Source organism: Dietzia sp. DQ12-76 (genome assembly GCF_014145045.1).
Classification (GTDB): domain Bacteria; phylum Actinomycetota; class Actinomycetes; order Mycobacteriales; family Mycobacteriaceae; genus Dietzia.
Genome location: NZ_JAALDV010000037.1, coordinates 1 through 16,395, shown reverse-complemented (window position 1 = coordinate 16,395; position 16,395 = coordinate 1). Strand labels below are relative to the sequence as shown.

Here is a 16,395-nt window from a genome sequence, read left to right as displayed (position 1 = left end):
CCGCCGCCGTCGTCGGCGCCGGCGCCGCGCACGCGGCCGTCGGCGCTCTGACCCGGATGGGCGTTCGATGAGCCACGGCACCGATCCTGTCCTCATCGTCGGCGCCGGACCGAGCGGACTCACCGCGGCGGCGCTGCTGGCCGACCTCGGGGTGCCGTCGATGCTCCTCGAGCGGTGGGAGGGCATCTTCCCGCAGCCGCGTGCGGTGCACCTCGACGACGAGGTGTACCGGATCATCGCCCGACTCGGGCTCGCCCCGGAGTTCGCGGAGATCTCCCGCCCCGCCCTGGGCCTGCGTCTGGTCACGTCCTCGTTGCGGGTCATCGCCGAGTTCCCCCGCGACCCGGGCGTGGGTCCGAACGGATTCCCGGCGGCGTCCATGTTCGACCAGCCGCGGCTCGAGGCGCTCCTCCGCACCGCCGTGGCCCGGCGCGCGAACCTCATCACCCTGCGTTCCGGTGTCGAGGTGACCGGAATCGATCAGTCCGATACAGGTGTCGCGGCCTCGGCGACCGATCGTGACACGGGTGAGCCGATCACGTTCCGGGGCAGCTACCTGCTCGGTTGCGACGGCGCCGGCAGCATCACCCGCGCGTCGATCTCAGCCGGGTGGCGCGACCTCGGATTCAGCCAGCGGTGGCTCGTCATCGATGTCGAGACGTCGGCCGATCTACGCCAGTGGGACGGGGTGGCGCAGGTGTGCGACACCCACAGAGCGGCCACCTACATGCGCATCGGCGAGACCCGCTACCGGTGGGAGTTCCAGCTGCTCGAGCACGAATCCGTCGAGGACTACCGCGACCTCGACGCGGTGGTGCCGTTGCTGCGGCCCTGGCTCACAGGCGTAGAGGCCGCAGACCTCGAGTTGGTCCGTTCAGCTGAGTACACCTTCCAGGCCCGCGTAGCCCGGAGATGGCGTGACCGCCGCGTCTTCCTTCTCGGCGACGCCGCGCATCTGACGCCACCGTTCATCGGCCAGGGAATGGGAGCGGGCCTGCGTGACGCCGCGAACCTCGCCTGGAAGCTCGCCGCCGTCCTGAAGGACGGAGCGTCGTCGTCGACCCTCGACTCCTATGAGCAGGAACGCATCCCGCACTGCACCGGACTCATCCGTCTCGCGATGGCCACTGGCGCCGCGATGACCGGCGGCGGTCACGGAGGTGATGTCCTTCGCCGCACGATCGCGCCCGTCCTCGCCGCGGTTCCGCGTCTGGCGAGAAGACTGACCGACAGTACGACTCCTGCCCTCCGGCCGTCCTACTACGTCAGGCGCGGGGCGCTGGGCTCCGTCGCTCCCCCGCGGATATCGGCCCCGAGCGCCTCTGGCCTGGCCGGCCACCTCGTGCCCAACGCCGTGGTGTCCGACGACGGAGGTCGCCTCGACGACCACACGACCGGTTTCCGGGTCCTCACCGTGGACACCCCCACCCCCGAGCAGGACTTCGAGATCACACGCCGGGGCGGGACCACCGTCGCCGTCGCGCTCGACAGTCCCCTCGGAGAGTGGTTGCGCGCCCACCGCGCCCGAGCAGCGGTCGTGCGCCCCGACGCGACGGTGATGGCGGCGGGACGCTCGATCGCGGAGGTGTACACGCTGCTCCCCGCGGCGGGGTCACAGCCTCGTGGTTGCGACGCTGCTTCCCGGGGTGCTCTGGCGGGCGGGGCCACCTGAGCCCTGGGACACCCGCCCGTGACGGTGGGCCTGCCGCTGACCGTCGTCAGGCTCTGGCCTCCCGGTCCGACGCGGCAGACCTCCCCTCGAGGAGCCGTCTCACGTGCGCCCCGACCTCCGCCGCCACCTCGGCCGCCGGTTGATCGCGCCCCGATCGAACCCATTCCGTGAGGTGCACCTGCACACTCGCGATCGTGAGGCCGGCAAGCACTCGGGCACCACCAGCGGCACTGTCCGGGGACACCATTGATGCGAGATCCGCGAGCGCCTCGAACCCCATCTCCCACGCCGCCTGCTGATTCCCACGTCCGACTCCGGCGGCGTGAGCAGTCGCCCAGCTGAATCCTTCGTTGATGTGCAGATCCAGGAAACCGGGGTGCTCCGCGAAGAACGTGGCCACCGTGACCGCGGCGGCGACGAACTGCTCGACCGGCGAGTCGAGCCCGTCGATCGCTGACGTCGCCGATTCGACGAGCTCCGTCATGCGCACTGAGTTGAGCTCGTCCCAGATCTCATCCTTTCCGTCGAACGAGGCATAGACAGTGGCGAGGGAGACCTCCGCCGCCCGGGCGATGTCACTCATCTTGGTGTTGGCGAAGCCGACTTCCGCGAACCGCATCTCGGACGCGGCCATGATCTGCTGGCGATACATCTCTCGTCGGGCCTTGCGCAGGCTTCCGGACCCGGTCGGCGCGCGGTCAAGCGTCATTCCACTTCTCCATCCCTCGGTCTGACTCACTGCAAGCTGTTGCCACCGACTGTACCTACTGTTATGTTTTCCAGAATCGTGATTCTGGTAGGAGTATCCAGAATTACCAATTGCGGAAAGCGGAGGAATCGAACGTGACCACCAGAGCAGCGAACACTCAAGATCTGTCGCACGACTTCGGGCGCCCTTGGGGCACACGCCGCAAGGACATCTACATCTGGACCACGGTCGCAGCCCTCGTGATCTGTGTCGTGCCCTTCGCGGGAGTAGTCCTGCACTGGTGGGATGCGGAGCCAGCCGGCTTCATCGCGGCCGCGCTGATCTGCGGCCCGATCATCATCCCGATGGTGGTGGCGTGGTGGGACGATCCCGGCGAGACCAGGACCATGCTCGAGCGTTTCAACGAGTTCATGATCGTGTGGATCCCGATCACCGCGTCAAGTCAGGTCCTCTGGGAGATCACCTGGCTGATCGGAGACCTCCTCGGCCATATGAACCTCACCGCCGAGGACCGGTGGGGCTGGTTCTGGTACTTCTACGGAGCCGCCGACACCCGATACCTGATCAGCGACGCCGGCCTCTTCGGCATGGAGACCGTGGCGGCCATCGGCGGATGCATCCTGCTCTACAACTGGCTGCCGCTGCTGCGCACGAAGGACGATGACCGTCGACGCATCCGGATCCTGTGGTGGTGCTATTTCGCCTTCGCGATGATGACCGCGGTCATCATCATCTACTACGTCGCGGAAGCCCGGGACAGCTTCGCCAACATCGAACAGGGTTTCTGGGGCTTCGCCCTGAAGTTCGTCTTCATGAACATCCCCTGGATGGTGGCCCCCGTCGTCTCAATGCTGTTCATCCCCAAGATGATGGCAGTGCTGTACCAGCGCGTGTACACGGGATGGAGCCGCTTTCCGCAGCCGACCTCGTCGGACCCCGGGGCCCGCCAACCCAGTGCAGACGTCCATTGACATGGCCGGATTCGACGAATTGCCACACACCAGGGTCGGTGACCCCGGAGCGTGACACTCATATCCCGGAGGAGGTCCGGGCCCCAGAGCCCGGCGACTCGTGATCGTGCGGTGACGGAAGGCACCTCCCGCTCGACACGGTGCCGGCGTCTTTCCCATCGACGGTGGCCGCGACCTCAGCGGCCGGGCGGGACCTCAGAAGTACTGGGCGCCGCCGTCGATACTGATGTGCTCGGCGGTGATGAACTTCGACTCGTCCGAGGCGAGGAATGCCACGACGTTCGAGATCTCCTCGGGCTCGGCGTAGGTCTGCTCGAGGAATGTCGTGCCCATCAGGTTGAGCGGAGGGTTGGTCTCGCCCACGGCTTCCAGTTGGCTCACCATGCCCCCGCCGCCCATCGGGGTAGCCACCCCACCCGGGTGGATGCTGTTGACCCGTACGTTCTTGGGTCCGAGCTCCGCGGCGAAGGCGCGGGTCATGCCGACCAGGGCGTGCTTGGACGTGGTGTAGTGCACCATGAACGGCTGAATCTTCTTGCCCGCGTACGAGCTGGTGAGGATGACGGACCCGCCGCCTGCGGCGATCACGTGGTGGGCGGTGGCCATGATGGTGTTCCACACGCCGGTGGTGTTGATCTCGAGCGTCACCCCGAATGTCTCAGGGGTGATCGAATCCCACGCCTGCGGGATGCAGATGCCCGCGTTGGCCACCACCACATCCAGTCGTCCGAGTTCCGCCACGCCGTCGTCGACGATCCTCTTCATGCCGTCGAGATCGCGCACATCGCCGACCGACAGCAGCGCCCGGCGCCCCTGCGCCTCGACCAGACGGCGGGTCTCCTCGAGATCCTGCGGGGTGGCCTCGTCGTACGGGATCGCGTCGATGATCGGACCCGCGATATCCAGGCCGATGATGTCGGCGCCCTCTGAGGCGAGCCGAACCGCGTGCGTCCTGCCCTGGCCCCGAGCCACCCCGGTGATGAACGCGACCTTGCCCTCGAGACGTCCCGTCATGATCAGACTCCCTGTGTCGGTGTAACCCCACGGTATCCGCGACTATGCGCGCGGGTGGCGATTCGCCGTTCCGGCATGCGTGCGCGTGGGAATCACGGCGACCGTCGTCACACGGTTATCCGGAGCGAACGTAGCCGTCGGACCAACATGCTCGGTTGCCACGATGCGGTGTCCGTGTGGATGTGGAGGTCTGGCGCATGGTCGAGAAGCAGGTCGAGCGCCGCCCGGGATTCGAGGCGGGCGAGCGCGGCTCCCACGCAGAAGTGGATGCCGCGGCCGAAGCTCAGGTGCGAGGCGTCGTCGCGGGTGGGGTCGAAACGGTCGGGTTCGGCGAAGTGGTTCGGGTCACGGTTGGCGCTGCCCCACAGGAGGAACAGGTGTGCGCCCGCCCTTATCGTGACCCCTCCGAGCTCGGTGTCCCTGACCACGTGTCGGTAGTGGCCCACGAAGGGTGCGTCCAGGCGGAGAACCTCCTCGGTGAACGCGTCGCGCGAGGCAGGGTCGGACCTCAGACGCTCGAGATGTTCAGGGTGCTGTCCGAGGCGCGAGGCCAGTGACCCCAGGTGGCCTACGGTCGATTCGATTCCCGCCACGATGAGCTGGAGCAGGACCTGGATCGCGACGTCGTGCGGGAGGCTGCCGTCCTCGACCAGGCGCGCGAGGTCGCCGATCACCGCGCCGGGGCGAGCGCCGCGCGCCCGATGCAGTTCGTCATCGAGGAATGCCATGAACTGCCCCACGACGCCGACCGCCGAGTCGAGCTCTTCCCGGGCCACCACCCCGTCGAGGATCGCGGTGCTCGCGAACGCCCAGTCCAGTAGGTCATCGCTGAGTTCCTGACGGACTCCGATGAGTTCGGCGATGACCGCCGCCGGAAGTCGTTCGGCGACGTCGCTCACCCAATCGATGCCGTTGTCGTAGCGCTGGGTCCACAGCCGACGGAGGGTGGAGGTGACAAAAGGGGCCCACGAACGAAGCGTCCGTGGGGTCAAAGACGGCAGAACGAGCGTGCGGTGGATCCGGTGCACCTCACCGTCCGCGGTGGCCAGGGCGTGCACCGGAGATCCCAACTCGGCGACGGGAAACTCGGAGATTCCTCCGGACTCGTCGATCACCATCGTGGCGGTGAGGTTGGACGAGAAGTCCTCGGCCCGGGCCGCGACCTCGGCGACCAGGTCCCACGATCGCACCACGTGAAAACTCGACCCACCCAGGCGCTCGATGGCCGGCCCGGGGTGCCCCGGCCGAAGCGATGGCGGCACTTCTCGCGTCGTGGTCATAGCCGACAGAGTGGCGCAGGAAACGCCGCGTGGTCGAGGCCCTGACCGAGATCGGAGACACCCGCGCACGCCGAGGTCCGTGGTCCGTCTCATCCCCGGCCCCCTGCCGGGAGAAAGCCGAAACAGTCGCACGAATCTGTCTCACACTGAGATATGGCTACTGATTGGTTGCTCGACGACTCACGGGACCGGGCTGCACGTGACCGCCTCATAGCGGTTGCCGCGGAACTCATCGCGGAGGCGGGGATCGACAGGTTCGACGTCACGGAACTCGCGCGGCGCGCGCACTGCTCGAGGGCGACGGTGTATCGACACGTCGGCGGACGCACTGTGATCATCGAGGAGGTCCTCCGCCGCGCCTCCGGCTCCATCGTTGCTGCTGTGGAGGACCACGTCAGAGGCCTCACGGGGCGCCGCCGTGCCATCACCGCGTTGACCGTGGCTCTGGCTGCCGCTCGCCACGACCGAATCGCCTCGCAGTTCCTGCCCGCTGTCGGCAGAAGCGCAGAGTTTCACGCACTGTTGGAGTCGACCACGGTGATCACGACGGCGATTGACCTGATCGGCCTCGGCTCCCCCGACAGCGGACGCGCACAGCTGGCGGTCCGGGTCTTCCTCACGCTCCTGCTGTGGCCACCCGGTTCTGGCGAAGAGCGCCAGATCGACCTCCTCGCGGACCTCGTCTCGGGAACGGCCCCGGAGCGGGCTGACGGGGCCGTGACCGGGTGATACGCGCTCGTCGGCCCACCGGGAGCCGAGGGTGACCTCCTCTCCATCAGGTGGTCATCTGCCGGTTCAGAGCCAGTCGTTGCCCCCGAGTCCGAGCTCGGACACGTCCAGCCCGGGGGTCAGGCCCGTGTGGGGTGCGAGCCCGTGCTTCTCCAGGACTGCGCGGATCGTCTCGGCCGCGTCGACGTTGAGGGGGCTCGACACCCACATGCCGTAGGGGAGGTTGACGAAGCGGTTCTCGCGTACGGCTTTGAGACCACGGCTGGCGGGGTGAGCCTTGAGCGCGGCGATCTTGTCCTCCACGGTCTGCTCGCCGTACTCGACGAACGCGATCACATCCGGATCCTCGGCAGCGAGGCGTTCCCAGCTGATGCTGGTCCAGGTGTCGGCGACGTCCTCGGTGGCATTTCGCGCCCCCGCCGCGTCGATGATCCCCTGTGGACCGCCGAACGAGCCGGACGACAGGATGGTGTCACTCGTGCTGTCGACCAGGAACACCGTCGGTGCGTCCTGCGGGGCGGGAAGGGCGCGAAGAGCATCCACCCGCTCGGCCACCTCGTCCGCGGCTGCTGCGCCCGCGTCGGCGTTCCCGGTGATGATGCCGATGTTGCGGAGGTCGGTGTCGAGCGCGTCCCACGGGTCCATGGTCCCGCGCTGGGCTTCGCCCTCGGTCTGGCGGCACGCCTCCGTGAGCTGATAGACCCCGATATCGTGTCCGGCGAGGATCTCCGGGGTCAGTCCTCGTGACTCGGAGAACCCGTAGTTCCACCCGGCGAAGACGACGTCGGGTTGCGCCGCGACCACGTTCTCCAGGGTCGGACCCTGTTCGGTGACCTCGTTGAGTCCATCGATCTGGTCGCCGTACGCCAACCGCAGCAGGTCCTCGTCCTTGGACGCCGCGGCCACCGCGGTGATCTGGTCGCGGGCACCGGCGGCCAGCGCGATCGAGATGATGCCCGGGTCATACGCGAACAGTTCGTCCACCGTCTCGGGGTAGGTGACCTCTTCCCCGCAGTTGACCACGGTGACCTCGCCCCCGGGACCGCCGCCGCCGGGTGCGGCGGCGTCGGGTGCGGCGGCGTCGGAACCGCAGGCGGAGAGGAGCGCCAGCGTCACCGCCAGGACGGGTCCTGCGGTGATGATCGGACGTGTCATGGGTAGGTCCTGCCTTCTGTAGTGGTGGCGACCGCGTCTCCGAGGAGGAGGTGGGGTCGGCCGGTGCGGGGGTGGGCGACGATGTAGCCGTGGACGCCGAAGACCTCGTCGAGGAGCTCGGCGGTGAATGTCTCGACGGGCGGCCCGTACGCGACGATGCCGCCGTCATCGACGACGGCGACCGCATCGAAGTACCGCAGGACCAGGTCGAGGTCGTGGATGGCGGCCACGACGGTGGAACGCAGCGTCTCGAGCGCGTCCATCAATCGCAGCCGCCAGGCGGCGTCGAGGTGGTTGGTGGGTTCGTCGAGCATGAGCATCGGGGTGCGCTGGGCCAGAGTCCGCGCGAGCACCACCCGGTGGCGTTCACCGCCGGAGAGTCTCGTACAGGACTGGTCGCCACGCCCGGCCAGGCCCACCGTCCGCAGCGCCTGCTCGACGATGTCCTGCTCGCCTTCCTCCCCCAACGCCCATGGCGTGCGATGCGGAGTCCGTCCGAGGGCCACGGCCTCCGACAGGGTGAGTTCAGCCGAGGGCGCCTCCTCCTGACCCTGAACCGCGATCAGCCGTGCCCGCTGCCGGGACCGCATCCTGTGCACGTCGACCCCGTCCACGGTCACCGAACCCGAGACCGGGGCGTCCAGACCCGCCAGCACCCTGAGCAGTGTCGATTTTCCCGCGCCGTTCGGACCGACCAGCGCGAGCCGCGATCCGGACGGCACCTCGAGATGAACGCCGGAGACGACGATCCGCCTGCCCCTCGCACAGGACAAGTCGTCCGCGACCAGGCGCACGGCGCCCGCCCCCGTCACGAGGCGCTCCCGAACGTGTAGGCGCGGCGTCCCATGAGCAGCAGGAAGATCGGCGCACCGATGATCCCTGTGACGATTCCGAGCGGCATCTCCTGGGGGGCGGCGATCACCCGGGATACTACGTCCACCCACACCAGGAACAGTGCTCCCCCAGCCGCAGCGACGGGCAGCATCGCGCGATGCGTGGCACCCACGACGAGGCGGGCGGCGTGGGGGATGATCAAACCCACGAATCCGACGCCCCCGGCCACGGCCACGAGAACCCCCACCAGCAGGCCCTGCGCGACGAACAGCCCGATCCGGAGCGCGCGCACCGGCACCCCGAGCGAGGCCGCCGTGTCGGACCCGGTCGCGTACGCGTCGAGCCACGAGTGCAGGAGCAGCCCGCTCACCAGAGCCACCGCGACGACTCCGGCCGCGAGGGGCACCTTGGACCACGTCGCCCCGGCGACGCTGCCGAGCATCCAGTGCATGACCGTCTCGGCCGCCCGCGAGTCTGTGGCCACGAAGACCATGAACGACGACACCGCGGTGAACGCCGCCGACAACACGACTCCGGCGAGAATCAGCCGCAGCGCGGTGAGCCCACCCGTGGCGCTCGCGACCGCATAGACGAGCACGGTCGCTCCCAACGCGCCGAGCAACGCCCCCCCGGACAGCGCCCACACGCCGAGACCGCCGAAGACGCCGAGCGTGATCACCGCGGTGGCACCCACCGCGGCCCCCGCCGATACCCCGAGGAGGTACGGGTCGGCCAGGGGATTGCGTACGAGGGTCTGCATCGCAGCTCCGGCGAGCGCGAGACCCGCACCCACCACCGCGGCGAGCACCGACCGGGGAAGCCGCAGGTCGAGGATGATGATGGAGTGCGCACGCTCGGCCTCGCCGCCGGTGATCGCCGCCCATACCGTCCGCCACACGTCGCCGACCGGGATGTGCTCGGCACCGAAGGCGACCGAGCTGACCACGCTGATGGCCGTCAGGGCGGTGAGCACGATCGCCAGTGGGACAGGCGGGAGCCTGCGGGCTGTACGGAACGAGGCCGAGCCCGCGTCGGTGACAGGCCGCGACCGACGGCTCGGACGAACGCCCACCCCGAGGCCCGTCATCGGGTGCTCTTCCCTGGGACGCCTCCACGGTCCCGCCGCAACTGTTGCTCTTGCCGGTGCCGTTGCCGCGAACGCCGCTGCGCCTCGGGGACCCGGGGACACGAGTCACACTCGGACCTCTGCGCTCCCAACCGGATGAGACAGCACGAATGCCGGTCGTGCACCAACGCGGGCGTGCCACCCAAGCGGATCATCGTCACCAGCGGTCGATCGGAGAACGCGCCGGTGACGACGTCGGCGTCCGTCTCGACCGCGCGTCGCCGTGGACCCCCCACGGTCCGGTATGCGGCCCCGAATGCGCCAGCGCACGAGGCCGCGATTCCCCCGAGAGCGGCCCTGCGTGTGACGGTGCCGGCGTCCACGCACGCATCCACCAGGGGATCGACGTGACTCCGGATGCTGTCGACCAGTGCGCCGGGGTCCTGCTCGCGACCGAGAACCGGAGTGTCGGGCAGCGACACCTGGAGTGTCGCGCCGGCGCGGTCGATCAGTGCCCACCAGCGGCCCTGGCCCGGATGCAGGAGTGTCCCGTCCGCACACCACGCCGCCACCATGAGGCCGAGAGCCCGGCCGGCGTAGTGCTGGAGCGAGCACAGTAGCCCGGGCGCCGCGTGCGGGGTCCCCAGACTGTGGGAGTATCGCCGACCGAGCTCCTGCCATGTCGCGGGTTCGCAGAGCTCGGTGACGCTCCGCCAGTCCGGGTCGCCGGGGTCGGGTCGAGATCGATGAGGGACGGGCGATGCCTCGAGCGCCCGCTCGGCCAGGGCGCTGATCCCCATGCCGACGGGCCCATACGTGGAGTACACGGGTGGCCTTGTCTCTTCGGAACCTGTGCGCGAGGTTCGCTCGGATGTCGCGGAACCGACAGGTATTCGGACTCGGGATCAGCCCTCCCCGACGCCTTCCCGGAACGAATTCCAGTGGCATCCTGTCGGTTCGGTACCCCACACCGCTGCGCGCCAGTCCCGGAATCTCACCGGGTTCCCTGGCATCCGATCGTCCCCGTCAAGGGAAGCCGGATGCGGTCGGTTCCACTGTGGACGATAACAGACGGGCTGGTCAGGACGCCCGGGGGCCGCGCGATCACGGGTCTGGGGTCGAGCGGCCCGGGTGCTGCCGTGGGGTGCTGCCCTGCGCGTGGGCTCCCCACGGACTTGACCCCCGGCAGTCGCACCGGAGCTCACTGGTGGTGAAGGGCGACCTGATCCTGATCGAGCGGCAGTTGATCCACCGGCGGGGCGTCACCGAAGTCCGGCTGGGTGACCAGGACGAACAGCGCCAGGGCCACCACGTACACCGCGAAGACCCGGAAATGCCCGCGATAGAGCAGCCGTAGCACCAACCACAGCGCTCCCGCACCGACGACGGCGGCCACCACGAATCCCAGCACGTAGTCCTGCCACCCGAGCGAGAGCCCGCCGTCGAAGGCGGCGGGATCGAGCAGGCTCAGCGACTGCACGCCGGTGGCGGCGAGGATGGTGGGTATGGCGACGAAGAAGCTGAACTGCGCTGCCAGTGGCCGGTGCATGCCCAGCGCCAGGGCCGCGGCGATGGTCAGCCCTGACCGGCTCAGGCCGGGGAAGAGCGCCGCCGCCTGGGCGACACCGATCACCACGGCGACCAGCACTGTCATCTGGGTGGCCCCGCGCCAGGTCGTCTTGACCGAGTCCGACCACCAGAGCACGACGCCGGTGATCAGCAGCATCAGCGCCACAGCCCACGGCGTGACGAAGACGTCGGTGCCGTAGGCGCGGATGACCAGCCCCAGGACCCCGGTGATCGCCGTGGTCAGCAGGCCCAGCAGCGCGAGCCGCAGATGGATCAGGTGACGCAGCGTGCGCCTGCGACGCCACAGCCCCAGTTCGCGCCAGATGCCGTTGAGCAGGCGCGTGAGCGGTCGCCACATCACCACGACGACGGAGACCATCGTGCCGAGGTGCACCACCAGGTTGTAGAGGATCATCTCCGGGGTGTCCGGCGCGGGCAGAGGCGACCCCTCGGCCGCCAGCCATTGCTGCGCCAGCACCAGGTGGCTGGACGAGCTCACCGGGATGAACATGAAGAGTCCCTGGATCGCTCCCAGGAGGACCGATTCCCACAGACTCATCGAGCGTGGTGCTCCGCCGTCGTTCCGACCGACCGGGCCCCGTTGGGCGCATTATCGGCAGTGGGCGGAGAAACAGGCATACCTCACACCGTAACCACCTCGGCGGTCGTGCCCGCGGACACGTGCCGGATGGCCCTCAGGCGGCGTCGAGGTACAGGTAGTCCTCCCAGTACGGGCCGATCTCGCGCAGTTGGGACACGAGCCGCCACGTCCGGCCCCTCGGTGCCACCAGCGGAACCCGGAGCTCCCATCCCAGCTCGGAGAGGAGCTTGTCCGCTTTGCGGTGGTTGCAGGGCGCGCAGGAGGCCACACAGTTCTCCCATTCGTGTGCGCCCCCGCGGCTGCGCGGGATCACGTGGTCGATGGTGGTCGCGCGCGCGTTGCAATACCCGCACCGGTGGGAGTCGCGGTGCATCAGGGCGGCCCGCGTCATGGGCACCTGCGCACGGTACGGGATGCGGACGTACTCGCGGAGCATGATCACCGAGGGCACGCGGACGGCCGTGTCGACCGATCGGACCAGGATCTCGTCCGGGTGGTCATGGACCACCACCGCTTTGCCGCCGAGCAGCATCACCACGGCGCGACGAGCGGGAAGGGCTGTGAGGGCCTCGTAACCGGCATTGAGCAGGAGGACCCGCGGCGCGGCGGTCAGCGGGACGTGCGGGTCGGGGACGCGTTCGAGTCGAACGGGGGCTCGTGACCCCGGTTGTCGGTACTCCGAATTCTCGCGCACGGCTGTGCCCATGGTCGGTCTCCACTCATCTGCCCGTGCCCAGTCCACCATCAGCGACCGGGTCCGTAGTGAACCTCGCCTGCAACGATGATGCACCCTCGATGAACACTTCGTGTGCTATCGCCGCGCACAGGTCAGCCGCCTCGCCCGCGTCGCCCCCGGCGACCGGGGCCGACGGGTGGTGGGATCGGTCCCCCTGGCGGATCCCACGGGCATGATGGGGGGCATGAGCGGCACTACCTTCTACGACGAGATCGGCGGCGCGGAGACCTTCCGGGCGCTGGTCCACGAGTTCTACCTGCGGGTCGCGGACGACCCGGTGCTGCGGCCGCTGTATCCGGAGGAGGACCTGGGTCCGGCCGAGGACCGCATGCGGATGTTCCTGGAGCAGTACTGGGGCGGCCCCACCACCTACTCCGAGCAGCGCGGCCACCCCCGACTCCGGATGCGCCACAACCCGTTCCGTGTCGACCGGGCGGCGCATGACGCCTGGCTCACCCACATGCTCGCCGCGGTGGACACGATCGACCGCGAGACCCTGGACGACGAGCACCGGGCGGCGATGGTCGAGTACTTCACCCGCGCCGCCGCCATGATGGTCAACACCCCGGAGGGCATGTGACGTCGCCGGCCCACTCCACGCGGCCCTGGGAGGACATGGTCCTCTACCAGATCTACCCGCGCTCCTTCGCCGACGCCGACGGGGACGGCTACGGCGACCTACAGGGGGTGATCGACCACGTCGGCTACCTGGAACTGCTGGGAGTGGACGGGGTGTGGCTGTCCCCCATCATGAGGTCCCCCGGCGCCGACCACGGTTATGACGTCTCGGACCCGCGGGACGTCGACCCCCTGTTCGGTGACGTCGAGACGCTGCGGCGACTGGTGGAGGCGCTGCACGCCGCGCAGATGGTCCTGATCATGGACCTGGTGCCCAATCACACGAGCGTCGAACACGCGTGGTTCGCGGCGGCGGTGGGGGCCGGCCCGGGCAGTCCGGAACGCGAGCGCTACTTCTTCCGCGACGGCCTCGGTGACGACGGCTCCAGGCCGCCCAACAACTGGCCCTCGGTGTTCGGTGGGCCGGCCTGGACGCGCATCACCGAACCGGACGGGACGCCCGGGCAGTGGTACCTGCACCTCTTCGCGCCCGAGCAGCCGGACCTGGACTGGTCGCACCCCGACGTGGGCGACGACCTCGAGCAGACCCTGCGCTTCTGGCTCGACCTGGGGGTCGACGGGTTCCGGATCGACGTGGCGCACGGTCTGGCCAAACCGGACGACCTGGCCGACCTGCCTGACGACGTGGAGATCGCCCAACTCGTCGTCGACGAGCGCGACGCGCGATGGGACCGGCCCGGCGTCCACGATGTCCACCGGCGGATCCGTGCGGTCGTCGACGAGTACCCGGGCGCGGCGACCTTCGGAGAGGTGTGGGTGGGCCCGGCCGACCGGTTCGCCCGGTACCTGCGCCCCGACGAACTACATTTCGCGTTCCACTTCCCGCTCACCGGCGCGCCCTTCGAGGCCGGCGCGGTGCGCGAGGCCATCGAGGCGACGCTCGAGGCCTCCCGGATCGCCGACTCCGCCCCCACCTGGGCGTTGTCCAACCACGACGTCGTGCGCGAGGTGACCCGATACGGCAACGGCGCCCTCGGCATCGCCCGGGCCCGGGCGATGCTGCTGGTGGAACTGGCCCTGCCGGGGATCTCCTTCATCTACGAGGGGTCCGAACTGGGGCTGCCGAGCGACTTCTCGATCCCCCACGACCGGTTGACCGACCCCACCTGGGAACGCAGCGGTCACGCGGAGATGGGGCGGGACCACTGCCGCGTCCCCCTGCCGTGGGAGGGCACCCGGCCTCCCTACGGTTTCTCGACCGCCGATCGGACCTGGCTCCCCATGCCGGGCGACTGGGGCCCACTGACAGTGGAGGCCCAGCTCGAGGACCCGGACTCCACCCTGTCGTTGTATCGGGCCGCCATCGAGACCCGGCGGACCTTGCGGGGCCCGAGCACAGCGGCGGTCGAGTGGTACGGCGCGCCGTCCGGGTGCCTGGCGTTCCGCCGCGACGACGGGGTGGTGTGTGCGCTCAACGCCTCAGAGCGATCGGTACCGCTCCCCGAGGGCGAGGTCATCCTCGCCTCCGGACCCCTCGACTCGCACACCCGGGCAGGTGAGATCCTGCCGCCGGACACCGTGGTGTGGCTACGACCCCGCTAGTGGACGAGAACCGGGACGGAAACCGGCTCGGTCACGCCCCGCCGACTCGCAACCGCGGCAGGATCACGTCGCGGACCGTGTCCGGGTTGCGCTCCACCACCACCCAGCGACGGCCCAGGTCGCGGGCCGCCACGGCGGTGGTCCCGGAGCCGGCGAACAGGTCCACCACCAGGTCGTCCGCCTCGGACGCCAGCTCCACGATCCGCCGCATCAGCGCCTCGGGCTTGGGGGTACGGAAACCGTCGACCCCCGCGCTGCGCAGTTCCGCGCGCGCTGTGTCGGTGGACCCGACCTCCTGGGACAGCCAGACGGTCCTGAGCTTCTTGATGCGGCCCGCCTCGTGCCGGTCGCGCTGGTACACGTCGACCCGTGGCCCGGCCCGGCCCCGCACCGTCCGACACACCAGCTCGTCGCCGCGCTCCCCCGCCCGCTCGCGCGACCAGCGCCAGACGGCCGGGCTGAGATCTCCGAACACCGGGAGGATCTCGGTGAGCCCGGGCGCGGGGTCCACGGAGACCTCGCCGGTCTCCGGGTCGCCGTAGAGCGGGTAGGTCATGGTGGGCGTCGTGCGCGGGTTGAATCTCTTGTTGGTGTTGCGCAGGGGTAGCAACCGGTAGGCGACCCCGTCCTCGGCGGTGTGCGGGAAGTCGGAGGGGTCCACCGCCGAGGCCACCCCGCCGGACAGGCGGACGCGTTCGGGGTCCCGCGCGTACACCATGAGTCGGTCGTGGGAGCCGGCGAAGAACCTGTCGAGCTGACGCCCCTTGGGGTTGCTCTCCACGGTGAGGTCGGCGATGAAGGCGTCCGGGCCGAACACCTCGTCGAGCACGCAGCGGACGCGGTGGGCCTCGGCGTCGTCGAGGTGTACCCACACGGTGCCGGTGTCCGCGAGGAGCTCGCGGGACACCACCAGTCGGCGCTCGATGTATCCCAGCCAGCGATGGCGGGGCATGTTGTCGTGGTACCCGTCGAAGCTGCCGCCGCGGTTGTAGGGCGGGTCGAGATACACCAGCTGCGCCGCGCGTGTGGCCTGCAGACCGAGACCGTCCAGCACGTCACCGACCTCGGCGATCCTGCCCCCGTCACCGCAGAGGACGACCCCGGTGACCTGTCCGCCGGCATCAGGGAACGCCTCGGCGAGCTCGGGCACCGGCCCGTGTTCTCCCGGGATCTCGGGCTCGCCCCTCCCGGGCCACGAGACCGAGAACCCCGGGGGCGTCATCGCGGTTCGAGGGTCAGTGCGTCGGTCCTGCGGTAGGCCGTGCCGTAGCGGGCATCCAGGCGTAGCCACGCGCCGCGTTCACTCACCCTCACCGGTTCGCCCTCCGGTGCGCGGCCGGCCCGCTCGGGGACGAAGCCGCACATCACCATGGAGAACACCGTCCGCATGTCCACCGCCACGGGGCTGTCGGTGTCCGCGCGGACGGTGAGCACGTCCTGGTCCAGCAAGGAGGGCGGCAGACCGGCCGGCCCCGCGCTCTCCCGGGCCGCATCGCGCCCGGACTCGGTGAGATCGAGCAGCACCTGCGCGGGGATCGCCTCGACCATCTGGAACCCGTCGGTGGGCGGGAGCAGCCCCTGCCACGAGGAGGTGAGGGGCATCCCGGGATCGACGCGTCCCTCGGCGTCGCCGCGCGGCAGGAGATCGAACTCGGTGAGCAGGTGGTCGGCTCCACACACCACGTCGCCCCGCGGGCAGTGCCCACCGACCGCGCGGACCACCAGGGCGCCGAAGGGCGTCCGGGACCACACGCGCATCCTGCCGTCGTCACCGCTGGTCAACCGCACCACCGCCGCCTCGTCGAGCCGCAGCAGTCGGCGCAGGAGGGTCCGCAGGTCGTCCCTGTCGGCGGGGTCGGGGACCGCGATCGCCTCGCC

General features: G+C 69.5%; 16 protein-coding genes and 1 riboswitch. Of the genes, 5 read left to right on the top strand and 11 right to left on the bottom strand.

Annotation, left to right across the window (positions count from 1 at the left end):
• The first annotated feature begins 67 nt into the window (after positions 1 to 67).
• The gene (locus G6019_RS02075; RefSeq protein ID WP_182613731.1) at positions 68 to 1,672 is read left to right on the top strand and encodes a bifunctional 3-(3-hydroxy-phenyl)propionate/3-hydroxycinnamic acid hydroxylase; all 1,605 of its coding nucleotides are present in this window, start codon (positions 68 to 70) and stop codon (positions 1,670 to 1,672) included.
• A gap of 46 nt (positions 1,673 to 1,718) precedes the next feature.
• On the opposite strand, the gene G6019_RS02070 is transcribed toward G6019_RS02075, so the two are convergent.
• Positions 1,719 to 2,381, bottom strand: coding sequence for a TetR/AcrR family transcriptional regulator (locus G6019_RS02070; RefSeq protein ID WP_182613730.1), 663 nt, complete (start codon positions 2,379 to 2,381; stop codon positions 1,719 to 1,721).
• 134 nt (positions 2,382 to 2,515) lie between these two features.
• Between G6019_RS02070 and G6019_RS02065 the strand changes: the two genes are divergently transcribed.
• Complete coding sequence (locus G6019_RS02065) at positions 2,516 to 3,352, top strand: Emopamil-binding protein (RefSeq protein ID WP_182613729.1); 837 nt, start codon at positions 2,516 to 2,518, stop codon at positions 3,350 to 3,352.
• 195 nt (positions 3,353 to 3,547) lie between these two features.
• On the opposite strand, the gene G6019_RS02060 is transcribed toward G6019_RS02065, so the two are convergent.
• Positions 3,548 to 4,366, bottom strand: a complete 819-nt coding sequence (locus G6019_RS02060) for a mycofactocin-coupled SDR family oxidoreductase (protein WP_182613728.1) — start codon at positions 4,364 to 4,366, stop codon at positions 3,548 to 3,550.
• A gap of 107 nt (positions 4,367 to 4,473) precedes the next feature.
• A complete protein-coding gene (locus G6019_RS02055) occupies positions 4,474 to 5,559 on the bottom strand; it encodes a cytochrome P450 (RefSeq protein WP_309230126.1) in 1,086 nt (361 codons plus the stop codon).
• Positions 5,560 to 5,799: 240 nt separating this feature from the next.
• On the opposite strand from G6019_RS02055, the gene G6019_RS02050 reads away from it, so the two are divergent.
• Complete coding sequence (locus tag G6019_RS02050) at positions 5,800 to 6,375, top strand: TetR/AcrR family transcriptional regulator (RefSeq protein ID WP_182613726.1); 576 nt, start codon at positions 5,800 to 5,802, stop codon at positions 6,373 to 6,375.
• A 66-nt stretch (positions 6,376 to 6,441) separates the two neighbouring features.
• Here G6019_RS02050 and G6019_RS02045 read toward each other — a convergent pair whose 3' ends face one another.
• From G6019_RS02045 to G6019_RS02020, 6 genes are all read right to left on the bottom strand, one after another.
• Complete coding sequence (locus G6019_RS02045; RefSeq protein ID WP_182613725.1) at positions 6,442 to 7,530, bottom strand: ABC transporter substrate-binding protein; 1,089 nt, start codon at positions 7,528 to 7,530, stop codon at positions 6,442 to 6,444.
• Positions 7,527 to 8,342 carry an ABC transporter ATP-binding protein gene (locus G6019_RS02040; RefSeq protein ID WP_107756059.1) on the bottom strand — a complete coding sequence of 272 codons (816 nt, stop codon included), beginning with the start codon at positions 8,340 to 8,342 and terminating at the stop codon, positions 7,527 to 7,529. Before G6019_RS02040 ends, G6019_RS02045 begins: the two co-directional genes overlap by 4 nt.
• The gene (locus G6019_RS02035) at positions 8,339 to 9,451 is read right to left on the bottom strand and encodes a FecCD family ABC transporter permease (RefSeq protein ID WP_375539739.1); all 1,113 of its coding nucleotides are present in this window, start codon (positions 9,449 to 9,451) and stop codon (positions 8,339 to 8,341) included. Before G6019_RS02035 ends, G6019_RS02040 begins: the two co-directional genes overlap by 4 nt.
• Entirely contained in the window at positions 9,448 to 10,257 is an 810-nt protein-coding gene (locus G6019_RS02030; RefSeq protein ID WP_182613724.1) for a hypothetical protein, read from the bottom strand. The genes G6019_RS02035 and G6019_RS02030 overlap by 4 nt, the downstream gene beginning before the upstream one ends.
• A 40-nt stretch (positions 10,258 to 10,297) precedes the next feature.
• Positions 10,298 to 10,493, bottom strand: a riboswitch (cobalamin riboswitch).
• Positions 10,494 to 10,631: 138 nt separating this feature from the next.
• Positions 10,632 to 11,558 carry an undecaprenyl-diphosphate phosphatase gene (locus G6019_RS02025; RefSeq protein WP_182613723.1) on the bottom strand — a complete coding sequence of 309 codons (927 nt, stop codon included), beginning with the start codon at positions 11,556 to 11,558 and terminating at the stop codon, positions 10,632 to 10,634.
• Positions 11,559 to 11,694: 136 nt separating this feature from the next.
• Positions 11,695 to 12,306 (bottom strand): HNH endonuclease, encoded by a 612-nt coding sequence (locus tag G6019_RS02020; protein WP_107756056.1) that lies wholly within the window; start codon positions 12,304 to 12,306, stop codon positions 11,695 to 11,697.
• Positions 12,307 to 12,520: 214 nt separating this feature from the next.
• On the opposite strand from G6019_RS02020, the gene G6019_RS02015 reads away from it, so the two are divergent.
• Entirely contained in the window at positions 12,521 to 12,916 is a 396-nt protein-coding gene (locus G6019_RS02015; protein ID WP_107758022.1) for a globin, read from the top strand.
• Positions 12,917 to 12,951: 35 nt separating this feature from the next.
• Entirely contained in the window at positions 12,952 to 14,517 is a 1,566-nt protein-coding gene (locus G6019_RS02010; RefSeq protein ID WP_182613733.1) for a glycoside hydrolase family 13 protein, read from the top strand.
• Positions 14,518 to 14,548: 31 nt separating this feature from the next.
• On the opposite strand, the gene G6019_RS02005 is transcribed toward G6019_RS02010, so the two are convergent.
• Together G6019_RS02005 and G6019_RS02000 are read right to left on the bottom strand one after the other, a co-directional pair.
• Complete coding sequence (locus G6019_RS02005; RefSeq protein WP_309230124.1) at positions 14,549 to 15,667, bottom strand: site-specific DNA-methyltransferase; 1,119 nt, start codon at positions 15,665 to 15,667, stop codon at positions 14,549 to 14,551.
• Positions 15,668 to 15,735: 68 nt separating this feature from the next.
• Positions 15,736 to 16,395: hypothetical protein (locus G6019_RS02000; protein ID WP_241725831.1), on the bottom strand; the 660-nt coding region annotated here is incomplete at its 5' end.